We start from the raw sequence: 21,611 nt of genomic DNA, 5'->3' as shown, positions 1-21,611 counted from the left end.
CCGACCGACGCGAGCATACTGGGGGGATCCCGCCCTGTCAATCCCTGGCATGACGGGGGCGACGGCCGAGGCATGGGCGCCCGGTCCCCTGGACCGGGGTTTCTTCGCTCGCCCGACCCTCATCGTGGCGCGGGCCCTGTTGGGCCATCTGTTGGTGCACGAGACCCCGGAGGGGGCGGTGGCGGGGCGGATCGTGGAGACCGAGGCCTACCTGGGGCCCAGCGACCCGGCCAGCCACGCCTACCGCCGCACGCCCCGCAGCCGGATGATGTGGGGCCCACCCGGCCATGCCTACGTCTACTTCACCTACGGCAACCACTTCTGCATCAACGTCGTCACGGAGCAGGAGGGCGTGGCCGGCGCGGTGCTCATCCGCGCCCTCCAACCCGTCGCCGGCGTGGAGTTGATGCGGCGGCGAAGGGGCGTCGAGGGTCTGCGGGACCTGTGCAGCGGCCCCGGCCGACTGACGCAGGCCCTGGGGATCGGTGGCCACCACAACGGTCACGACCTGACGCGGCCGCCGCTCTATGTCGCCCGAGGGGGGCTTGACGACGGTGAGCGGGTGGGGCGCTCCGCCCGCGTCGGCATCAGTCGGGCTGTCGACTGGCCGTGGCGGTTCTTCGTGGTGGGGTCCGCCTTCGTCTCCCGAGGCCCGACCCGGCCCTGGCGGCGCCATCTCAAGGGGCGCGCGACTCCTGCCGACTCAGGACCTGATAGGGCTTGACGGTCGCGCCCTCCCGTCGTGGACAGATGGGTGACGCGACAGACCGGGGGCGGGGCAAGGGAGGATGGTAGGCGTGTCGTCGAGTCTCTCCGGCCAGGCGCCCCAGCCTCTCATCCGGCCGGTCTCCCCGCCGGCGGCAGGGGGAGCGGCGCCCCGCCCGGCGGATGGCGCGATGGGCGTCAACCGGGCGGCGGGGCCGGCGGGTGCCCCCTCGAGCGGGGAGGAGCAGGCGCAGCTGTTGTCGGCGATGAGCGAGGCGGATGCGGCTGCGCCGCCACGCTCGGTCGTCGTGCGGACCACCGAGCTGCTCAACACCATCCTGGCGGACGCCCGGCGACAGCTCAAGTTTCACGTCCACGAGGGCACGGGGCGGATCTGGGTCCAGGTGATCGACACCCGGACCCAGGAGGTCGTCAAGGAGATCCCCCCCGAGCGCAGAGATCGCGCCAGTGTTTACCAGTAAGAAGTTGTTAGTTGATTGGTGAGGTGGGGGTCAGAAGGACAAAACGAGCCGGGCACCTCCCCCCCTCCCCGGGGCCACCCGGCTGGCTTCCACAACATACGGCTTGCCCGGTCGGCTTCCCCCACCCGCCGGCGGGAGGGTCAGCTGGTGTCCGGGACCAGATACAGCCCCAGCGGTCCCTCCCCGATCAGCAGCTCCGCCCGCAGCCGCTCGGCCACGCCCCGCTCGGTCTGCTCCCACGGACCGCGGCGGCGGATGCGGCGGGCCAGAAAGAGCTGAAAGAGGTTGTAGCCAGCGGCCAGCAACGCCCACAGCACCTGCATGCCGGTCGGGTGGTGGAGGAAGCCATGGTCCAGGTGCCACTCCTGCTTCAGCTGCCGGAAGCCTTCATTCTCTACCCCCCAACGGGATCGGGCGATCTCCCACACCACCCGGCCGCTGGCCTCGGCCGGGCTCAGCGTGGTGGCCACCTCCAGGATGCGAAGGGCTTTGCAGTGCCAGACGGCAGTCCCCTGGTGCTCCGTCCAGCTCAGCTCCTCTTCGGCATAGACGACTCGGATAGGGTGCTTGAGCCCCTCCCAGCTGGTCAGCTCCGGGCTGTCCCACACCCGCACCTCCACCTGAAAGGAGCCGATGCGGGTGACAAAGGCTTCGCCGTAGCGGCGGCCCCGGCGCAGTCCCGCTGCGTCCTGGACGACCGCGTAGCGCTCGTCCTTCAGGCGCACCACGACGTGCAGTCCCAGGGCGCGCACCGCCTCGAGGAAGGGAGCCTGCGCATACAGGGCATCCACCGTGACCACGTCGCAGAAATGCCCGTGCGTGCCCTGCAGGCGCCGAAGCAGTCGCAGGCAGCGTCGACCTCCCCTTCCTTCGGCCGCTGGGGCTCCATGCCCACACCACCGGCGGCACGTCCCGACCCTTGCACCGACTCGGATAGTCCCCTCGTCCCCATGCCGCCAGCGCACCGTCTGGGCCGCCACGACCCGGTGGGCGTACTCCACCCGCCCGTCCCGATGCCGGTAGACCTGGCAAGCCGCACAGCAGCGGGCCTGGGTGCGCAGCACCTCGGTCCCATCCAGCGCCACCACATGCCAGCCATGCACGCTGCCGCCCCGGAAGGTCTCGTTCTTGCGGGCCGTGGCCAGGATGGCGTCGTTGATCGCCCACGCCGAGGCCACGTCGGCGGCCATGGCCCAGTCCCGAAGGCAGTCCCGAAGCGGCAATCGGTGGCGTCCTACCAGCTTGCGGAAGGCGCCGGCCCGCACCCAGCGCTCCAGCTCCATCATCGACCGGGCCCGCAGGGCTAACCCCACCAAAAGCACGCAGCCGATGACGAAGCCGGGCACCTCCACCCGCCGGCGCCGATCCCGCAGGCCGCGCAGGTGCCGGCCGAGGCAGAAGGTGGAGGCCATGTACGCGGCGAACTGTCGGACCCGCCGGTGGGAGGGCGTGGCTCCCATCGGCTGTAGCACCCCCTGGTCGCGTGTTCTGGCCATCGTCTTCGTCGCCCGGGGGTGCTTTCCTTTTGCTGGAGGCTTGCCGCCCCCATTTCCAGCGAAAAAAAGAAAGAGCCCCTCCGCCCGCTACCCTCGTGGGCCCAGCCGTCTCCGGCCTTTGATTAGGGCGGCTGAGCTACTGGCGCAGGTTCTGCCCCCGAGCGCTACCTCGATCTGGTCGCGCGCATCTGGGAGCTGGTCGGCATCCTGGTCGACGAGCGAGCGTGAGCCCGACCGCCGCCCTCAGGCGGCGGTCAGGGCCGAGACGGGCTCCACCGTCTCCAACAGCTCGCTCACCGATGTCATCGCCACGCCCAGCGTCGAGTCGCCCGCCCCGTAGTAGACCAGCACCTCGTCGTCGGAGCGGCGCACGGCGCCGCACGTGAAGACGACGGAGCCGAAGAAGCCGGCGCGCTCGTACGGCTCGATGGGCGTCATGATGGGATCCACGGAGCGTCCCAGCACGCGGTGCGGCGCCTCGCGGTCCAAGAGCACCGTGCCCAGGCAGTAGCGGCTCCCTACCGCGGCGTGGTAGATGGCCAGCCACCCCTTGGGCGTCTCGATGGGCACCGCGCCCCCGCCGATGCGACCTGCGTCCCACATGCCGGCGCGGGTGCCCATGAGCCGCCGGTGGTCGCCCCAGTGGAGCAGGTCCGGCGAGTAGGCCAGCCAGATGTCGGGGGTGCTGCCGAAGGCGGACCCCGCCGGGCGGTGGAAGGCTGCGTAGCGGCCGGAGGAGCGGTCCGGGAAGAGGACCACGTTCTTGTTCTCGGGGGGGAAGATCACCCCGAGGCGCTCGAAGTGGACGAAGTCCGTGGTGCGCAGCAGCGGCACGCAGACCCCCATGGGCGACACGGCCGTGTACGAGACGTAATAGGCCCCGTCGATGGGGGTGATGCGCGGATCCTCGACCCCGTAGACCTCGTACGGGGTCGAGGGCACCACCGTCGGCTTGGGATCGATGGCGAAGTGGAAGCCGTCCCGGCTGCGCGCCACCCGCAGATGCGAGACGCTGCTCAGGTACTGGCGCCCCTTGTAGAGGATGCCCCGCGGGTCCGACAGATCCAGCTCCGGCACGTCACGGTCGACCCACTCCACCTCGATGTGACCGCCCGTCTCCGACAGATCGACCCGAGGGATGCCGACACGCCGCGAGTCCGCGGAGATCGGCCGCTCGGCGACCCGCAGCAGCAGCACGATCTCGTCGCCGACCAGGGCCGCGCCTGCGTTGAAGGCCCCGATCACCTCGAGATCCGGGCTGGAGGGCGGGACGTCGGCAGGGGTCACGATTGGATTGTGCTCGTAGCGCTTCAGCTCGATGGCCACCCGTCAGACCTCCTCGAGTCCCGTTGGGAACTCACGCTACAGCGTATGGGATAGCGGTTACGACTGCAAGGCGTCACGCGATGCCAGGGAAGCCGCAAACGCGCGGGATTTCCTTGATCCTCCACCGGATGGGCCGGGGCCTCCAGCGATCTCGAGACGGCTCGTGGCCGTGCCTCCTGGCGCTCGAGCGGGCCTCCTATTGCATTCGTCGGGCAGCGGGCCTATAGTGGAGGCGGATCGCGGAGAGCGTTGCCCCGGCAGGCGCCCTTGCAGGCTCCGGTCCCGTGCAACCTCCGGCGATTACTTCCAGGATCCGGTGTAGAGGGACCGGATTCGGCAAGGGGAGATCGGGTGTCTATGGCCAAGACCCTCTTCTTCGGTAACCTGCCCTGGTCGGTGACGAGCGACGACCTGGCGCGCCTGGTGTCGGAGCACGCGGAGGTGCTGTCGGCCCGGGTCATCACCGACCGGGATACCGGGCGCTCCCGGGGCTTCGGCTTCGTGGAGGTGGCGGACGAGGCCGCCGCATCCGTCATCGAGGCGCTCAACGGCTACGAGCTCAACGGCCGGCCGCTGACGGTCAACGAGGCCCAGGCTCGTCCGGACCGCTCCGATGGCGGGCGGGGCAGCCGACCGGGCGGCGACCGGCGGGGTCCGCGCCGCAGCTTCTGAGCGCGGGCCGACGCCGACGCTCGGTATGACCCTCAGCGGTGGCGTCTCGTAGAGGCGTGCCGCTCGGGGGGTGTCCCTGGCGACGATGGGCAGGAGCCCGGCCACTGGCCGGGCTCCTGGCTTTTCCCGCAGGGCCGGCGGCGCGCCGGCTCGAACCACGCTCCCGGAGGCGTGCCCTGTGCGGCTGAGGGAGCGGATCCTCTCCATCGTCCTCGTGGTGGTGCTGGGGGTGGGCGCGGCGGCTGCCGCCGCCCTGGTCCACCTGCAGCGCGCCGCCGGGCTGCGACAGGTGGAGCTGGCCGCGCAGACGCTGGCCTCCACCATCTACCACGGCCTGGCCCTCTCCATGATCCGCAACAACCCCGACGAGATCGGCGAGATCCTGCAGCACCTGCAGGGCGAGCCCATGGTGCGGCGCATCGACGTCATCACCTCCGACGGCCGTCTCTGGGCCTCGTCGGAGTCGGCCGACGTGGGCCGGGTGGGCGACTACCCCGAGGTGGCGCAGGTGGTAGCGACCGGGCAGCCGCTGGTGCGGGAGGTGGCCGAGGCTGGCGCGCTGCTGGCCGTCCAGCCGGTGCAAAACGGTCCCTCCTGCCTCCCTTGCCACGCCGGGCAGCCGCCCATCCTGGGGGCCGTCTCGGTCTCCCTCGACACACGGCGCCTCTACGACCAGGTCGTCTCCAGCACCATGTGGCTGGTGGCCCTGGTGGCCGTCTCCATGGTCGTGGTGGTGGTCGCCCTGGGCCTGCCCATCTCCCGCCTGCTGCTGCGCCCTCTGGCCGCACTGGTGGCCGGGGTGGAGCGCATCGCTGCTGGCGACTACGCGGCCCGGGTGGCCTGGCGCAGCCATGACGAGCTGGGGCTGCTGGCGCGAGCCTTCAACGACATGGCCGAGCGGATCCAGCGGCATACCACCGGGCTTCAGCGCGAGGTGGGGCAGCTCACCCGATGGCTGTCGGGGCTGCACCTCTTCGGCCGGACGCTGGCCGAGAGCGAGCGGCTCGAGGATGCGCTGGCGCAGGTGGTGGAGGAGACAGGACGCCTCGTGCGCAGCGACGCCTGCGCCATCGTGCTCTCCGACGGCCAGGCCCCCACCATGGCCCGGCAGTGGGGAGCGGCCGAGCTGCTGCGCGAGGGGGAGCCTCCCGCCGTGCGGTTGGAGCTGCCCCTGGTGGTCAAGGAGCGCCGCTACGGCCACCTGGTGGTGGCCCGCAGGTCGGGCCCCGCTTTCTCCCCCGAGGACGTGACGCTGCTCGAGGCGGTGGCCAATCTGGTGGCCATCGCGGTCGAAAACCTGCGCCTCTTCGACGAGGTGCGCGAGAAGGAGCGCCTGCGCGGGCGGCTCCTGACCCGGGTGATGGGGGCCCAGGAGGAGGAGCGGCGGCGCATCGCCCGCGAGCTCCACGACAGCGTGGGGCAGTCGCTGACGGCCATCATGCTCCGCATCGACTGGATGCTGCAGGGCCTGCGCGACCCCGACGGCCAACTGGCCAGGCGGCTCGGGCAACTCCGGCAGCTGGCCGAGGCGACCCTGGAGGACGTGCGGCGCATCACCTACGACCTGCGGCCGGCGGCCCTCGACGACCTCAGCCTGGCCGCGGCGGTGATATGGTACGCCCGCACGCACCTGGAGCCGGCCGGCTTGACGGTGGTGGCCGACGTCGACGCCTGCGCGGACCTGCGCCTGCCGCCCTCGGTCGAGATCGCCGTCTTCCGGGTCGCTCAGGAGGCCGTCACCAACGTGCTACGGCATGCGGGTGCCCGGCGGGTCGAGGTGCGGATCCACTGCCAGGGCGATGCCGACCAGGGGACCGTGGAGATGACCATCGTCGACGACGGACGGGGGTTCGTCCCCGCCGAGGTGATGGCGCGCCGCGACCGCCCGCCCCTGGGGCTGCTCGGCATGCGGGAGCGGATGGATCTCGTGGGCGGGCAGCTCGAGATCGTCTCGAGCCCCGGGCAGGGCACCCGGGTCGAGGTGCGGGTGCCCTTCAAGGCATCCGCGTGAACCCCTCGCCCAGTACCTCGGCCGCCTCGTGCATCACCATGAAGGCCCGGGCGTCCTCCTCGTGGACGATGGCCCGCAAGCGGGGCACCTGGTCCCGGCTCACCACGCAGTAGACCACGGGCCGCTCGGCGCCGGTGTAGGCGCCCCGGGCCTCCAGCAGCGTGGCGCCGCGCTCCAGCTCCTGCAGGATGCGCGAGGCGATGACCTGGTGGCGATCCGAGACGATCATGACGGCGCGGGCCGAGTACTGCCCCTCCAGGATGAAGTCGATGACGCGGCTGGTCAGGAAGAGGGTGACCGCCGCATACAGCGCCTGCTCGGGCCCGAAGGTGAGCGCGGCCGCCGTCAGGACGCCCAGGTCGAAGATGAGGATGAGCTGCCCCACTTTCCAGCCCGTGCGCCGTGACAGGATGCGGGCCAGCGTGTCGGTGCCGCCCGTGGAGCCCCCAGCCCGCAAGACGATCCCGAGGCCGATCCCCTGCACCACCCCGGCGTAGAGCGTCCCCAGCAGCACGTCGTGGGTGATGGGGGCCAGCCCTCGGGTGACGTGGATGAAGAAGGCCAGCGCTCCCACCCCGAAGAAGGTGCGGGCGACGAAGGAGAGTCCCACCACCCGCCATCCCGCCAGGAAGATGGGCACGTTGAGGGCCACCACCAGCGGCGCGATGGGCAGGCCGAAGCGGTAGTGCAGCACGATGGAGAGGCCCACGATGCCGCCGTCGGCCAGCTTGAAGGGCACCAGGAAGACGTTGACGGCGATGGCCGTGACCAGGGCCCCGCCCACGATCTGCAGCCACGGCAGCAGGCGGCCGGCGGCCCGGGCCCACCGGCGCAGGCGGCCCGCTCCCCGGGAGGGCGCCATGGCCTCAGGCTCCGTCGGCGGCGTAGCGCCGGCGCACGTAGGCCTCCAGGATCTCCAGGAACTCGGCGACCAGCCCCTCGCCCCGCAGGGTGGTGACCAGGCGGCCGTCGACGTAGACGGGGGCCCTGGGCTCCTCGAAGGTGCCGGGCAGGGAGATGCCGATGTCGGCGTGGCGGCTCTCGCCCGGGCCGTTGACCACGCAGCCCATCACCGCCACCTTGAGATCCTCGACACCCGGGTAGAGGCGTCGCCACTCCGGCATGCGGCGCTGGATGTAGCGGGTCACCTCTTCGGCCATCTCCTGGAAGAAGGTGCTGCTGGTGCGTCCGCAGCCGGGGCAGGCGCTCACCTGGGGCGCGAAGCTGCGCAGACCCAGCGACTGCAGGATCTGCTGGGCGACGCGCACCTCCTCCGTGCGGGGCTCTGCGGGGCGGGGCGTCAGCGAGACCCGGATGGTGTCGCCGATGCCCTCCCACAGCAGGATGGCCAGCCCGGCCGTGCTGGCCACGACCCCTCGCGTGCCCATGCCCGCCTCGGTCAGACCCAGGTGCAGGGGGTAGTCGCAAGCCTCGGCCAGCCGGCGGTAGACCGCCACCAGCTCGGGCACGCTGGAGACCTTGGCGCTGAGCACGATGCGGTCGTGGGGCAGCCCCAGGTCCTCTGCCATCCGGGCCGAGCGCAAGGCGCTCTCGACCATGGCCTCCAGCAGCACCTCGCGGGCCTCCCGGGGCTCGGGCCGGCGAGCGTTTCGGTCCATCAGCTCGGCCAGCAGCCGCTTGTCGAGGGAGCCCCAGTTGACGCCGATGCGCACGGGCTTGCCGTACTCGATGGCGCGCTGGACGATGGTGCGGAAGTTGTCGTCGTGCGTCTCCCCGGCGCCCACGTTGCCGGGGTTGATCCGGTACTTGTCCAACGCCCGGGCGCAGTCGGGGTAGCGGCTCAGGAGGAGGTGGCCGTTGTAGTGGAAGTCGCCCACGATGGGCGTGGCGTACCCCATCGCGCGCACCCGCTCGACGATGCGGGGCACGGCCTGCGCCGCCTCGTCGTGGTTGACGGTGATCCGCACCAGTTCCGAGCCGGCATCGGCCAGCTCCACGATCTGGCGCACGGTGGCCTCGACGTCGGCCGTCTCGGTGTTGGTCATGGACTGCACGACCACCGGGCGCCCGCCGCCGATGACGACGCCCCCGACGTCGACCGGCACCGACCGGCGCCGCCGCTCCGGGCCGACGCGGACCGCCTCGTCGACCGCCCCGGTGGCGCCGGCGCCCGGCAGCTGCCATCCCTGCATGCGCGACGCCTCCGACTCTCGCAAGGCTTCCCCCGTCATTCTAACCGGGAGGCAGGGCGCATCAAGGAGCGGCCGGGCGCATCCTCCTCTCAGCCCTTGACCGCGCCGGCCGTCAGCCCCGCGATGAAGCGGTCCATGAAGAGGCTGTACAGGACGGCGATGGGCACGCTGGCGAAGAGGGCCGCCGCCATCAGGGAGCCCCAGTAGTACACGTCCCCTCGCACCAGTGCCACCGGCACTCCCAGGCTGACCGTCATGCGGTCGACCGAGCTGACGAAGGTGAGCGCGTAGACGAACTCCTGCATCACCAGCGTGAAGGCGAAGATGACGGCCGTCAGCACGCCCGCCACCGACAGCGGCATCACCACCCGCACGATGCCGGCCAGGCGGCTGTAGCCGTCGATCATCGCCTGCTCCTCCAGATCCCGGGGAATGGAGCGGAAGAAGCCCATCAGCAGCCACGTGGTGAACGGGATGGTGAAGGTGGGGTAGACCAGCACCAGCGCCCACAGCGAGTTTTGCAGCCCCAGCGCTGAGACGAGCCGGCTGAAGGGGATGAACAAGAGCGTCGACGGCACCAGGTAGGTCAGGAAGATCCCGATGCCCAGCCGCTCGCCCCAGTGGCCCACCAGGCGCGCCAGGCTGTAGCCCGCCGGCAGCGCCACCACCAGCGTGATGACCACCACCGCCGCCCCCACCACCAGCGTGTTGTACAGCCACGTCACGTACGGCGTGCCCTGGAAGAGCAGTCGGACGTGGCTGAGGGTGGGCGGCGCGTTGAAGATCCACGGCACGTGACTCAGGTTGGTGGCGCCGACGTAGAGGTCCCGGTTTTGCTTGAACGAGGTCAACAGCATCCAGTAGAACGGGAAGACCGCCAGCACCACGAAGACGCCCACCGCCGCGTAGAGGGCGACCCAGCGAAGCCCCTTGAGGATCCGCGACACGGCCTCCATCGTCTCACGCCCCCACCTCGCTGCGCCGGGCGACGCGCAGCATGACGACCGCTGCCAGCAGCAAGACCGGGAAGAGGAAGAGCGCGATGGCTGCACCCTCGCCCAGGTTGGCCCCCAGGATGCCCCGCTGGAAGGCGAGGCTGGCCAGCACGTGGGTGCTGTTGTAGGGGCCGCCGCGGGTCAGCAGCCACACCACCGACAGATCCGTCGAGGTGAAGACCACGCCGAACAGCACCGCCACCGCCACGACGGGCAACAGCAGCGGCAACTCGATCTGGAGGACCCGCCGCCAGTAGCTGGCGCCGTCGATGATGGCCGCCTCCTGGACGTCCTGGGGGATGGAGCTGAGGCCGGCCATCAACACCACCGTGGCGAAGGGCATCATCCGCCAGACGTGCACGATGATGATGGCAGCCATGGCCAGGTCGGGGGTCCCGAGCCAGTACAGCCACTGCCCCGGCCCCAGCACCCCGAAGAACCGCAGGGTCCAGTTGATGACGCTGAACGTGGAGTCGTAGATCCACGTCCACGCCATGCTGGAGAGGGCCACGGGCGCCGCCCAGGGCAGCAGCAGCAAGAACCGCACGATGCGCCGCCCCGGGAAGGGGATCGTCAAGAGCCGCGCCTGGATGGAGGCCAGCACGATGACCAGGAGCTGAGAGACGCCCGTGAAGAGCAGGGTGTTCTTGAGGGCGCGCTGGAAGGTGGGGTCATGCAGGACAGCGCTGAAGTTGCGCAGCCCCACGAAAGAGAACGACAGACTGCCCGCCGTGGCCGTGCTGAAGCTGAGCGTGATGGCCAGCACGAAGGGCAGGCCCACCAGGATCACGACGTAGAGGAGGGCGGGCGTCAGCATGATCCAGCCCAGCAGCTCGGCCCGATCTGGCAGATAGCGCCAGCGGCTCGCCAGGCCCGCGACGCCCGAGGCGACCTGGACGCTCTGGCGGGTCGCGCTCATCGTCGCACCCTCGTTCCCGTCAAGCGGTCGAAGTATCGCAGGTGGCGCCGGTGCACCCCGAACGGCTGCGCCTCTCCCTCGGTCACGGAGAACGGCAGCGAGACCGGCATCTTGGCGATGACCGTCTCGGTCGTGGTCACGCCCGGCGGCTCCCCCCGCGCGGGAGCCCGCGGCGCCCGCCAGCCCTCGAGCACCCCGTAGATGAGGCGGTCCGAACCCAGGTGCTCGATGCGCCGCACCCGAAAGTCGAAGCGCTGAACCTGCCCCTCCGGGATCGGCCCGGCGCCGTTGCCTTTGGCGAAGGCCTCCAGGGGCATCAGGTGCTCGGGCCGGAAGCCCACCAGGGTCTCGTCGTCCCACGGGATGAGGTTCATGGGCGGTGAACCCAGGAAGGTGGCCACGAAGGTGTCGGCCGGCTCGTCGTACACCTCCAGTGGGGTGCCCACCTGGCGCACCTTGCCCTGGTTCATGACGGCGATGCGATCGCCGAGTCCCATGGCCTCCACCTGGTCGTGGGTGACGTAGATGGTCGTGGTGCCCACCCGGCGCTGAAACTGCTTGAGCTCGTCGCGGGCCGTGGCGCGCAGCTTGGCGTCCAGGTTGGAGAGGGGCTCGTCGAGCAGGAAGACCTGCGGATCCCGTACGACGGCCCGCGCCAGCGCGACCCGCTGGCGCTCGCCACCCGACAGCTGGCGGGGGCGGCGTCCCAGCAGGTGTCCGATGCCGAACATCTCGGCGGCCCGCCGCACCCGCTGGGCGATGGTCTCGGCGGACGTGCGCCGGGCCTGCAGCGGAAAGGCGATGTTGTCGTAGGTGGTCTTGTGAGGGTAGAGCGCGTAGCTCTGGAAGACCATGGCCACGCCCCTGGCCCTGGGCGGCACGTCGGGCCCGATGGGCCGCCCGCCGATGTAGATCTGGCCCGACGTCGGCCTCTCCAGCCCCGCCACCATCCGCATCAACGTGGTCTTGCCGCAGCCGGAGGGGCCCAGGAGCACCAACAGCTCGCCGTCTTCGATGCTCAAGTCGACGCCGTCGACGGCGGCCACCGGCCCGAAGTGCTTGCGCAGATCGCGGGTCTCGACTCTGGCCATCTCCACGTTGCTCCTTCGTCGGCATGGGATGCGGGCCGCCCCATGCTCGGCGGCCCGCATCGTCCCTCGTGCCGTCTCGGTGCGGCCCGACCCGTCCAGGGCGGCAGGTCGGTCGGCACCGCGAACCTATGCGATCAGGCCCCGCTCACGCCACTTGTTGAAGATCTCGATGCAGCGGCGCTCCGCCTCGAGGATGGCGTCGCGCACGCTGAGCTGGCCCGTGGCGGCCTTGGCGAACATGTCGGGCAGGACGAAGGTGTCGAAGACCTCGCCGATGGCCGGGTTGGCCGTGCCCGGGTGACCCACGTTGGTGGACCACTTGAGGGCGTCCTTGAGCGCTGCCAGCTTGTCGGGCGGGTTGGAGCCGAAGGGATCTCGATCGCAGACGGAGGCGATCCAGCGGCTGCCCCCGTCGGGCTTCTGGGCGACGGGAGTGCTGGGATCGGCCACGGAGCCGGGGAAGGAGGGGAAGTTGTAGAGCTTGCTGGCCAGGACCGCATCCCGGTAGTGGTCGACCAGGTAGAGCAGGAACTCCTTGGCCAGATCCTGGTTGGTCGAGAAGCGCCAGATGACGTAGACGCCCATGACGTGCTCGCTGGCCCACTGCAGCCCGGTCGGGCCCTTGAGCGGATCGCAGAAGTAGGTGTCGTCCGCGATGGGCAGCTGGTTGTCCTGCGCGGTGCGGTACGCGGAGATGGAGTTGAGGATGTAGGCGGTCTGGCGAGCGTTGAACGCCTGGTTGTTGGAGGAGGCGTTCCAGCTCAGCACCGCCGGGCTCATGGCCTCACGGAACAGCCGCACCCCGAACTCCAGGGCCCGGGCGGTCTCGGGCGAGTTGATGACGACCCGGGAGTTCTCGTCCTGGACCGACGCCCCGAAGGACCACATGATGGCCCGCGTCGCCATGTTGGAGTCGATGTCCTGCGAGAAGCCGATGCCGACGGGGATCTGGATGTCGGGGAAGCGCTGGCGGATGGCCCGGCCGCCCTCCAGGAGGTCCTCCCACGTGTCGGGCCCGTCGGGCATCCCGATGGCCTCCCAGACGCTCTTGAGGTAGTTGCCCGGGTCGGGCACGTAGTTGTCAGAGAAGCCGAACCACTTGCCCGTCACCGGGTTGTAGGTGCTGCGCTTGGCGAGGTCCAGGATGGGCCCGTGGCGTCTCTCCGCCTCGCGCACCAGATCCGCCATGTCGACGACCTCGGGCTCGAAGGCAGCGGGCGGCGAGATGAACATGAAGAGGTCATGGCCCTGCTGAGCCGCCACCTCGGCGGTGGCGCGAGGCACCAGGTCGGCGAAGTTGATGTGGTCGACCACGACGTCGATGGGCGGGTTGTGGGCGGCGCCCCACTCCTTGGCGAACCGGTCGAACCAGACGTCGTAAGCCGGCACGAAGTGGCTCCACTGCAAGATGGTCAGCGTGCGCCGGGCCTGCGCGCCCACGCGGGGTACCCAGACGAAGGGAGCGGCGGCCGCGGCGGCACCGGCAGCGGCGACCTTGACGAACTCCCGACGAGAGACGGTGGCGGGCTTGGACGACGCGACGCTAAAAGCGCTCTCAGACGATGACGCGACAGGCGCCCGTGCCTGCTCCATCCCCGAGTCCATCCGTGACCCCCCTGCCCTTTTTGTCTCATGGTAACTGTGGTAAGCGTTACCGTCAAGCCAGGGGGCCCGCCGCAGCGCCGGGGGTGGGCCCTCGCCCTCAGGCGCAGGAGGAGGGGATCACGCGGACGGGTCGGGGGGCTTGCGGAAGATGAGCACGAACTCGTGCACCTTGTTGACGCGAAATCGGTAGGGGTAGCCCAGGGGGCGCAGGTGATGGTACTCGTGGCGGCGGTCCCAGACGATGAGATCGTCCCACTCGAAGCCGACGGCCTCCAGTGTTCGCGCCACGTCGGCGTGGAAGGGGTAGAAGCGCCCCTCCTTGCGCAGGTCCATGACGACGACCACGCAGTACTTGCCCGGCCGCAGCGCCTCGAAGACCTGCCGGAAGACCTCACCCAGCGCCGCCAGGAAGGCCGGGTAGGAGGCGATCTTGCCCAGGTCGGCCGTGGACTCGCCATAGTGCCGCACGGGCTTGCCGTCGGCCGTGCGGCGGCGCAGCAGGATGTCCCAGTACGGGGGCGAGGTGACGCACAGGTCGACGCTGCCCGGGCCCACGTAGCGCAGCAGGTGACGGGCGTCGTCGCAGTAGACCCGACGCTCCCCGCGTGGGGACGGAGGCCCGATCCCGCCGTCCGGCGACGGCGGCAGGGGCCGGGGTGCGTGCCAGCTCGCAGTACGCGGGGGAGATCTCGAGACCGATGCCGATGCGCCCCATCAGCTCCGCCGCCACCAGGGTCGCCCCGGTGCCGGCGAAGGGATCCAGGATGACGCGGTCCTCGTGGGTCGTCAAGCACTGGATGAGCCGGGTCACCAGCGCCACGGGAAACATGGCCGGGTGACGCAGGCGCATCTCCTCGGGCGTCTTGCGGATGTCGCTCCAGATGCTGATGGAGTAGCGCTGCCAGGTGCGGCCGTCCAGGTCGTTGGCCCGGCGGGGCCGCGCCGGGGCCAGCTCGTGCTCGCTCTGCGGGGGCATGCGCTCCCCTTCGCCCGCCGGCGGCGCCTCTCCTGCCCTCTGATCCGCGAGCGCCCCGGCCCGATGTGGTGGGCGCAGGCGAAGACGAAGAAGACGAAGGCGGAGGCGCCGCGCGGCTCGCAGCCGCACGCGCCTCCCCTCACTCCCGCAACGCGGCGCCCGAGTAGGACTGTTGGGGGAGCTCCGCTCCCGTGCGGGAATCCGCCCGTTCCGCCGCATGGCCCCTGGCGCCGAGGCCGTCCTCGCTCCCCGGTCTGCCCGCCAGGCGCACGCGGACCCGCTCCACCCGCTGGCCCTCCATGCGCTCCACCGTCAGCTCGACGCCCGCCTGCTCGGTACGGTCGCCTGGCCGGGGGATGCGCCCGAGCTGGGCCATCACCAGCCCGGCGACGGTGTCGGCCTCGTCGCACTCGAGCTGGATGCCGAGCTCCCCGTTGAGCTCCTCCAGGCGCACGCTGCCCGCGACGCTCCAGACGCGCTCCTCGACCTTGCGGATGGCCGGCTCGCGCTGGTGGTCGAACTCGTCGGCGATGTCGCCGACCACCTCCTCCACCAGGTCCTCGATGGTGACGATGCCGGCCGTGCCCCCGAACTCGTCGACGACGACGGCCATGTGGGCCCGCTGCTGGCGCATCTCCCGCAGGAGCTCGACGACTCGCTTGGACTCGGGCACGAAGAAGGCGGGGCGGATGAAGCGGCTCAGGTCGAAGGCGGGGCGCGAGGGGCCGGGCGACGGGGACGCGGCCGGCAGAGGGGCCTCGGGAGGCCCGTGGCCGACGCTGGACGCCCGATGCGGCGGCCTCGACTCCCCCGATGCGTGGCGAGCGGCCTCCAGCATCAGCTCCTTGACGTGCAGGACGCCGATGACGTGATCCATGTCGCCCTCGTAGACGGGGTAACGCGTGAAGTGCTCGCGACGCACGAGGGCCAGCAGCTCGGGCCAGGTGATTTCCCGGGGAATGCCCACCACGTCGACACGGGGCACCATGACGTCCCGCACCCGCAGGTCGCCGAAGGCGAAGATGCGCTCCACCATCCGCTGCTCCTCGGGGGCGAAGACCCCCTGTTGCTGCCCGACGGCCAGCAGGGCCCGGACGTCCTCCTCGCTGACGGAGGCTTCCTGGCGCCGGTGTCGGCCCAGCACGCGGAGCATCAGGTCGGTGCCGGCCCCAAGGACGCGGTTGATGGGAGAGAAGAGCCAGAGGAGGATCTCGACCGGGCGATGCACGCGCCGCGCGAAGGCCTCGGGCGCGTGGGCCGCCACCGCCTTGGGCGTGATCTCCCCGAAGAGCAGCAGCAGCGTCGTGGTGCCCAGCGTCGCGGCCACGAGCGCCGTGCGCTCGTCGGTCACCCAGTCCAGCACCAGCGCGGTGGCGGTGGCGGTGACGGCGGTGTTGACCAGGTTGTTGCCCACCAGCAGGGTGGTCAGCAGACGAGACGGCGACTCCAGCAGCCGGGCGATGCGCCGGGCCGCGGGGTCCCCCGCGTCAGCCAGCCGGCGCAGCCGGATGCGGTTGAAGGCCATCAGCGCGGTCTCGGAGCCGGAGAAGAAGGCGGAGAGAGCCAAGAGCCCAACAAGTATGGCGATACGCCATCCTGTGTCGGGATCCAAACCCAGCATCACCCACCCTCGCGATGGGGGGTCATCCCCGATTATACCGCTACTCCCAGCCCTGCCAGACGGTGCGCGAGGCCGGGTCCCTCGGCTTGGGCGGCGGCAGCTCGCCATCGGGGTAGCCCAGGTAGACGAAGCCCAGGATGTGGGCGCGCTCCGAGAGGCCCAGATGCGCCTTGACCACCGGGTCGTAGGCGGCCGAGCCCGTGCGCCAGTAGGCAGCGAGCCCCGAGCCGTGCGCGGCGAGCAGCAGGTTTTGGACAGCGGCGGCCCCGGCGGCGATCTCCTCGACCTCCACCACGCGAGGATCTTCGATCTTGGGCTCCACTGCGACGACGATGACGACGGGCGCCCGCAAGGGTCGCGTCCGCTCGCCCTCGAGCTGCTCGGGAGTCGGCGCCTTGCCCTGAGCCTGGAGCCGGGCCGACAGGCCCCGGGCCATGGCCTCGCCCAGCGCCTCCCGGGCCCGGCCGGTCAGCACCCAAAAGCGCCACGGCTGGGTCATGAAGTGGTTGGGCGCCCAGCAGGCCGCCTCGATGAGCCGCTCGACCAGCTCTCGAGGGGGGCGGTGGTCCGTCAGCTTGCCCATGCTCCGACGGGTGCGGATGGCTTGGACGACCTCCATGCTCCGGCCTCCCATCTGCTCCCTCTCGGGCTCATTGTACCATCCCACCGGGCTGGCGCTTGCCCGTCGGGGTGAGGGTCGCCGGGTCCTCTCGCGGGGAGACTCTCCAGAGAGGCGGGCCCCATCCCGGCCTCGAATGCCCCCCTCGGGAGGGAGCGCACCCATGCCTGCGCATGACGTCGTGGCCGCGACGCCCCGTCGCCTCACCCGACCGGTGGTCGTCGCGGCCCTGCTGCTGGCCTTCGTGACGGCGTTTCAGTCGCTGGGGTTGCCCCAGCCGGTGACCGGCCCGGTCGTCAATGCCACGCTCTTCCTGGCTGCCTGGCTGGTGGGGCCCCTCTTCGGTGCGGCCATCGGCGCGCTGACCCCGGTCGTGGCCCTGTGGCGGGGGATCCTGGCCGCGCCCCTGGCCCCGCTGGTGCCCTTCATCGGGGTGGCCAACGCGCTCCAGGTGGTGGCGGCCGCGTACCTGAGGCGGGTCCACGCGGCCGCCGCCGTGGGCGTGGCAGCGCTGGTCAAGTGGGCGGTGCTGGCGACCGCCGTGCGGGCGCTGGTGGAGGTGCCGCCGCCGGTGGCCGTCGCGATGCAGTGGCCCCGGCTGGTGACGGCCCTGGCGGGCGGCGTGCTGGCCTGGCTCGTGGGCGGGCGCTGCCCGCCCCTACGGCTGTAGCGGGCGCCGGGGAGCCACCGCCGCTGGCGGGGCCCATCGCCGCGGCCGCGGCGGTGAGGCCCCGCTAGCGGCTCGAGCCCGCCAGCACCAGCATGGCCCGCATCGCGCGAAAGGCCTTGACGTAGTCGGTCTCCTGGTAGCGCACGGTGCGGGGCCCGATGCGCTCGACGCCCGGCATGAGGGCGGCCACGTCGGCCTGGCCCGTATGGGGCGTGGTCAGCTCCACCACCACGGGCGTCTCGAAGACGAACGTGTCGAACCTGCGCCCCGATGCCATCTCCGAGACCACCGCCCGGGCCGCCTCCCGGATGGCCCGGCGGGCGCGCTCCGGGTGCATGGAGCGGGCGGCGTAGCGGCTCAGCGGCTCCTTGACCGCCACCGTGCGCACCCATGGCAGCCACTCCTGCATCTGGCGGCAGGCGACCTGGTCGCCCGTCACCAGCACCACCGGCACCCCGAAGTGGCCGCAGACCGCCGCGTTGATGGCCGCCTCGTTGACGGGGCGCCCGTTGATGCGGATCTCCCAGGCCGACTCGTCGGAGTAGGTGTGGTCCAGCACCGCCGGCGCCGTGCCCGCCGCCGCGTGGTAGCCGATGAAGAAGGCGCCATCGAAGCCCTCCTGCACGCCCTCCACCATGCTGAGAGGCTTGGGGGTGCCCTGGATCAGGTCCGCGGCCGGGTGGAGCAGCTCGGGGTCCAGATTGGCCATGGTGTCGTGGGAGTCGTTGACGACGACCCGGGTCGCCCCGCCCTGCAGGGCCCCCTCGATGGCGGCGTTGGCCTCCAACGTCATCAGGCGCCGCACCTGCGGGCGCCACTCGCCCTGATCCTGCCGCCAGCTGAAGGTGCCGGCGATCCCCTCCATGTCGATGGAGATGTAGATGCGCATGCCGAGCCCGATGCCTCCTCGCTTGCGGAGCCGTCGCCAGGTCGGCCCCGGCGTGCGAAGAATCTTCTGCGCCGGGTCGGTGCCGCCTGCACCGGTCGCCCAGGAGGGGACGTCATGCGAGTCGTCGTGGCGAGTCCGGCCTTCGCCGCCATCGCCGAGTACCTGCCACGCTTCCTGCCGGGCGCCGAGGTGCTCTTTGCCGGCGCCGCCGACCTGCCGCAGGTGCCGGGGGGTGAGGGCCGCCCGGGGGCCGAGCCGAGAAGAATCTGTCCAAGGGGCGGAGAAGAATACGGTATTCACTTTCGTAAGTGTTGAGACGCCGGCTCGCCGCTCCTAAAATGGGCAGAAAACGAGGCTCCCACAACCCGGGAACGGTGAGCCACAGGTGCACGGACCGACACGGGTCGCGCTCCGCCCCGCCCGCGCCGCCTCGGTGGACCGCCTGCGACGGCTGCGCGACGAGGTGCGCTTCCTGGGCGCCTTGCTGGGCGAGGTGCTGCGGGAGCAGGGCGGCGAGGCGCTCTTCGAGGCCGTGGAGCGGGTGCGCCTCACGGCCAAGGCGTTGCGGAGCAGCTTCGACCCCGTCCTGGAGCGTGAGCTGGTCGACTTCCTGGAGGCGTTGCCCGACCAGCGGGCGCTGGAGGTGGCGCGGGCCTTCGGCCTCTACTTCCGGCTGACCAACCTGGCCGAGCAGCACCACCGGGTGCGCCGGCGCCGCCAGTACCTGCTGCGCCAGCACCGCGACGCTCCCCAGCCCGCTTCACCGGCGGCGCTGGTCGCCGAGCTGCGCGCCCGCGGCCTAGATGCGGAGGGGGCGCTGGCCCTGCTGCGGTCGCTCCGGGTGGATCTGGTGCTGACCGCGCACCCCACCGAGGCGGCACGGCGGACGGTGCTGGCCATCCTCCACGACCTGCACGAGCTCCTGGAGCGGCGCGAGGACCCCCTGACGCCGCCGACGGAACGCGAGGTGCTGCGCGACCGCATGAAGGAGCTCTTGACCCTGCTCTGGCAGAGCAGCGAGATCCGGTCGCGGCGCCCCGAGCCCACCGACGAGCTGCGGCGGGTCCTCTTCTTCTTGGACGTGACCCTCTTCGAGGAGCTACCCCGTTTGCACGAGAGCCTGGAGCGGGAGCTGGGGCGGGCCTATCCCGCCCTGGAGGCCCGCATCGCATCCGGTGAGCGGCTGCTGCCGACCATGGTCCGGCTGCGGAGCTGGGTGGGAGGCGACCGGGACGGCAACCCTCACGTGACGGCCCGCGTGACCTGGGAGGCGCTCTGCCGGCAGCGGGACCTGGCGGTGCGCCGCTACATGGCAGCGGTGAGGGGCCTCATGGCACGCTTCGCCCAGAGCACCCGGCTCGTGCCCGTCGCCGAGCGGCTCCTGCGCTCCCTGGCCGACGACGAGGCCGTGCTGGCCCCGGAGCCGGTCGGCTTCGTCCGCTGGAACGACGACGAGCCCTACCGGCGCAAGCTGGCGGCCATGTACTGGCGGCTGGAGCTCTTGCGGCGCCACAACCTGGCGCTGCAGCCCGGCTGGCGGCGACGCCCGGCGGGCACCGAGGGACGGTACCGGTCGGCCGCCGAGCTGCTGGCGGACCTGCGCCTCTTGGAGGAGAGCCTGCTGGCGGCCCGGGGCCAGGCTATCGTCCGGGGGAGCCTGGGCCGGCTCATCCGGCAGGTGGAGACCTTCGGGCTGCACCTGGTGCCGCTCGAGGTGCGCCAGCACAGCGAGGTCCACGAGCGGGCCCTCGACGAGCTGCTGCGGATGGCGGGACTGGCGGCCTCCTACCGGGTGCTGCCCGAGGAGGAGCGCCTGGCGCTGCTCGACCGGCTGCTGGAGGACGAGGGAGCACGGCGGGCCCTGGCCGACGCGGTGGGGCGGGCACGGGTGCAGGCGCGCGGGGCCGTCTCTCCCGAGACGGCGGAGCTGGTGGCCACGCTCGAGGTGGTGCGGGCGGCGCGGGAGGAGATGGGGCCCGAGGCCGTCGACACCTACGTGGTGAGCATGGCGCACGAGCCCAGCGACGTGCTCGAGGTCGTCGCTCTGGCTGCCGGCGTGGGGCTGGCCGGAGCCTCGGCCGAGGCGTCACGTGCGCCCCTGCGAGTGGTGCCCATCGTCGAGACCATCGACGACCTGCGCGCCGCCGACGGCATGGTGCGGCGGCTGGTGGGGGTGCCGGCCTTCCGGCGGCTCCTGGCCGCGTGGGGCGGCACGCTGGAGATCATGCTGGGCTACTCCGACAGCAACAAGGACGGTGGCTACCTCGCGGCCAACTGGGAACTCTACCAGGCCCAACGGCGGCTGCTGGGGCAGGCGCACCAGGGCGGTTTCGAGGTTCGGTTCTTCCACGGCCGGGGCGGGGCCCTGGGGCGGGGCGGGGGGCCCACGACGCGGGCCATCCTGGCCCAGCCCCCGGGTTCGACGCGGGCCGGCATCAAGCTGACCGAACAGGGCGAGGTGCTCTCCGAGCGCTACCTGCTCGGCGAGATCGCCCAGCGCAGCCTGGAGCAGGTGGTCTGGGCGGCCGCGGTCAAGGCGCTCGACGACCGGGCGGCCCTCGAACCGCAGGGCTCGCCAGGTGGGGAGGCGGGCGTGCCGGGCGGACCGGGGGAGGAGGTGCCCCCCGGCTGGGAGGCCGTCATGGACCGGCTGGCCGCCCTGTCGATGGAGGCCTACCGAGACTTCCTCTTCGGCCGGGACGAGGAGGGGCTGCGCTACTTCTTCGCGGCCACGCCCATCGCCCACATCGGCGAGCTCAACATCGGCTCGCGCCCGCCTTCGCGGCAGGTGGGGCAGCGGTTCGAGGCGCTGCGGGCCATCCCGTGGGTCTTCGCGTGGAACCAGAGCCGCCACCTGCTCCCGGCGTGGTACGGCGTCGGCTCCGCCTGCGAGCGATGGGCGGAGGAGAGCGGCCTGGGGGAGCCGGCGGCCGTCGCCGCGCTGGCCGAGATGTACCGGGACTGGCCGCTCTTTCGGGCCGTCGTCGACAACCTCCAGATGGCGCTGGCCAAGGCGGACATGCGCATCGCCGCCCTCTACGCCGGCCTGGCCGGGGCCGGGGACGACGCGAGCGCCGGCCGGGCGTCGGCCGCGGGGGCTCAAGAGGGGCCTTCGTTCCGGCAGGTCTTCGACCGGATCGCGGACGAGTACCGGCGGACGGTGCACTGGGTGCTGCGCGTGACGGGCCAGCAGGCGTTGCTCGAGCGGGAGCCGGCTCTGGCCCAGTCCATCCGGCTGCGCAATCCCTACGTGGACGCCCTGAGCTACCTGCAGGTCCGCTTCGTGCGTCGGCATCGCGCCCTTGCCGACGAGACGAGCCGCCTGGGCGTGCTGGTCACCATCGCCGGCATCGCAGCGGGGCTGCGCAACACGGGCTGACG

General features: G+C 71.5%; 19 protein-coding genes and 1 pseudogene. 7 read left to right on the top strand and 13 right to left on the bottom strand.

Features of this window, described 5'->3' with window-relative positions:
• The first annotated feature begins 49 nt into the window (after positions 1-49).
• The gene (locus VLY81_RS11120) at positions 50-724 is read left to right on the top strand and encodes a DNA-3-methyladenine glycosylase (protein WP_324668244.1); all 675 of its coding nucleotides are present in this window, start codon (positions 50-52) and stop codon (positions 722-724) included.
• A 73-nt stretch (positions 725-797) separates the two neighbouring features.
• Positions 798-1,187 carry a flagellar protein FlaG gene (locus VLY81_RS11115; RefSeq protein ID WP_324668243.1) on the top strand — a complete coding sequence of 130 codons (390 nt, stop codon included), beginning with the start codon at positions 798-800 and terminating at the stop codon, positions 1,185-1,187.
• 140 nt (positions 1,188-1,327) lie between these two features.
• On the opposite strand, the gene VLY81_RS11110 is transcribed toward VLY81_RS11115, so the two are convergent.
• Both VLY81_RS11110 and VLY81_RS11105 read right to left on the bottom strand, forming a co-directional pair.
• Complete coding sequence (locus VLY81_RS11110; protein WP_324668242.1) at positions 1,328-2,683, bottom strand: transposase; 1,356 nt, start codon at positions 2,681-2,683, stop codon at positions 1,328-1,330.
• 243 nt (positions 2,684-2,926) lie between these two features.
• Entirely contained in the window at positions 2,927-4,009 is a 1,083-nt protein-coding gene (locus tag VLY81_RS11105; RefSeq protein WP_324668241.1) for a glycoside hydrolase family 130 protein, read from the bottom strand.
• A gap of 357 nt (positions 4,010-4,366) precedes the next feature.
• Here VLY81_RS11105 and VLY81_RS11100 point away from each other — a divergent pair, with 357 nt between their 5' ends.
• Together VLY81_RS11100 and VLY81_RS11095 are read left to right on the top strand one after the other, a co-directional pair.
• Positions 4,367-4,681, top strand: coding sequence for an RNA recognition motif domain-containing protein (locus tag VLY81_RS11100; protein ID WP_324668240.1), 315 nt, complete (start codon positions 4,367-4,369; stop codon positions 4,679-4,681).
• 178 nt (positions 4,682-4,859) lie between these two features.
• Positions 4,860-6,692, top strand: coding sequence for a histidine kinase (locus VLY81_RS11095; protein WP_324668239.1), 1,833 nt, complete (start codon positions 4,860-4,862; stop codon positions 6,690-6,692).
• Here the strand turns inward: VLY81_RS11095 and VLY81_RS11090 are convergent.
• The 10 genes and pseudogenes from VLY81_RS11090 to VLY81_RS11050 all read right to left on the bottom strand — a co-directional run bounded on the left by VLY81_RS11090 (position 6,676) and on the right by VLY81_RS11050 (position 16,671).
• Positions 6,676-7,554, bottom strand: a complete 879-nt coding sequence (locus VLY81_RS11090; protein WP_324668238.1) for a YitT family protein — start codon at positions 7,552-7,554, stop codon at positions 6,676-6,678. The genes VLY81_RS11095 and VLY81_RS11090 overlap by 17 nt on opposite strands.
• A 4-nt stretch (positions 7,555-7,558) precedes the next feature.
• Entirely contained in the window at positions 7,559-8,845 is a 1,287-nt protein-coding gene (gene ispG, locus VLY81_RS11085) for a flavodoxin-dependent (E)-4-hydroxy-3-methylbut-2-enyl-diphosphate synthase (RefSeq protein WP_324668237.1), read from the bottom strand.
• Between the two features lie 89 nt (positions 8,846-8,934).
• Positions 8,935-9,801, bottom strand: a complete 867-nt coding sequence (locus VLY81_RS11080; RefSeq protein ID WP_324668236.1) for a carbohydrate ABC transporter permease — start codon at positions 9,799-9,801, stop codon at positions 8,935-8,937.
• 4 nt (positions 9,802-9,805) lie between these two features.
• Positions 9,806-10,759 (bottom strand): carbohydrate ABC transporter permease, encoded by a 954-nt coding sequence (locus tag VLY81_RS11075; RefSeq protein WP_324668235.1) that lies wholly within the window; start codon positions 10,757-10,759, stop codon positions 9,806-9,808.
• Entirely contained in the window at positions 10,756-11,850 is a 1,095-nt protein-coding gene (locus tag VLY81_RS11070; RefSeq protein WP_324668234.1) for an ABC transporter ATP-binding protein, read from the bottom strand. The genes VLY81_RS11075 and VLY81_RS11070 overlap by 4 nt, the downstream gene beginning before the upstream one ends.
• Positions 11,851-11,976: 126 nt before the next feature.
• Positions 11,977-13,455 carry an ABC transporter substrate-binding protein gene (locus VLY81_RS11065; protein ID WP_324668233.1) on the bottom strand — a complete coding sequence of 493 codons (1,479 nt, stop codon included), beginning with the start codon at positions 13,453-13,455 and terminating at the stop codon, positions 11,977-11,979.
• A gap of 117 nt (positions 13,456-13,572) precedes the next feature.
• Entirely contained in the window at positions 13,573-14,010 is a 438-nt protein-coding gene (locus VLY81_RS11060; protein WP_324668231.1) for a DNA methyltransferase, read from the bottom strand.
• Positions 14,011-14,176: 166 nt separating this feature from the next.
• Positions 14,177-14,305, bottom strand: a pseudogene (locus VLY81_RS14810) (DNA methyltransferase); the annotation flags it as partial.
• A gap of 265 nt (positions 14,306-14,570) precedes the next feature.
• The gene (locus VLY81_RS11055; RefSeq protein ID WP_324668230.1) at positions 14,571-16,052 is read right to left on the bottom strand and encodes a hemolysin family protein; all 1,482 of its coding nucleotides are present in this window, start codon (positions 16,050-16,052) and stop codon (positions 14,571-14,573) included.
• A gap of 40 nt (positions 16,053-16,092) precedes the next feature.
• Entirely contained in the window at positions 16,093-16,671 is a 579-nt protein-coding gene (locus tag VLY81_RS11050) for a nitroreductase family protein (RefSeq protein ID WP_324668229.1), read from the bottom strand.
• Positions 16,672-16,834: 163 nt separating this feature from the next.
• Between VLY81_RS11050 and VLY81_RS11045 the strand changes: the two genes are divergently transcribed.
• Positions 16,835-17,341 (top strand): hypothetical protein, encoded by a 507-nt coding sequence (locus VLY81_RS11045; RefSeq protein ID WP_324668228.1) that lies wholly within the window; start codon positions 16,835-16,837, stop codon positions 17,339-17,341.
• Positions 17,342-17,405: 64 nt separating this feature from the next.
• Here the strand turns inward: VLY81_RS11045 and VLY81_RS11040 are convergent, their stop codons facing one another.
• Positions 17,406-18,230, bottom strand: a complete 825-nt coding sequence (locus VLY81_RS11040) for a M55 family metallopeptidase (RefSeq protein WP_324668227.1) — start codon at positions 18,228-18,230, stop codon at positions 17,406-17,408.
• Positions 18,231-18,344: 114 nt separating this feature from the next.
• Between VLY81_RS11040 and VLY81_RS11035 the strand changes: the two genes are divergently transcribed.
• A complete protein-coding gene (locus tag VLY81_RS11035; protein ID WP_324668226.1) occupies positions 18,345-18,545 on the top strand; it encodes a hypothetical protein in 201 nt (66 codons plus the stop codon).
• 118 nt (positions 18,546-18,663) lie between these two features.
• The gene (gene ppc / locus VLY81_RS11030) at positions 18,664-21,609 is read left to right on the top strand and encodes a phosphoenolpyruvate carboxylase (protein WP_324668225.1); all 2,946 of its coding nucleotides are present in this window, start codon (positions 18,664-18,666) and stop codon (positions 21,607-21,609) included.
• Positions 21,610-21,611: the final 2 nt, after the last annotated feature.

It is taken from the genome of Limnochorda sp. LNt, assembly GCF_035593265.1.
Taxonomy (GTDB): Bacteria; Bacillota; Limnochordia; order Limnochordales; family Geochordaceae; genus Geochorda; species Geochorda subterranea.
Note: the sequence above shows the minus strand (reverse complement) of the source record. Positions and strands in the feature narration are given on the sequence as shown.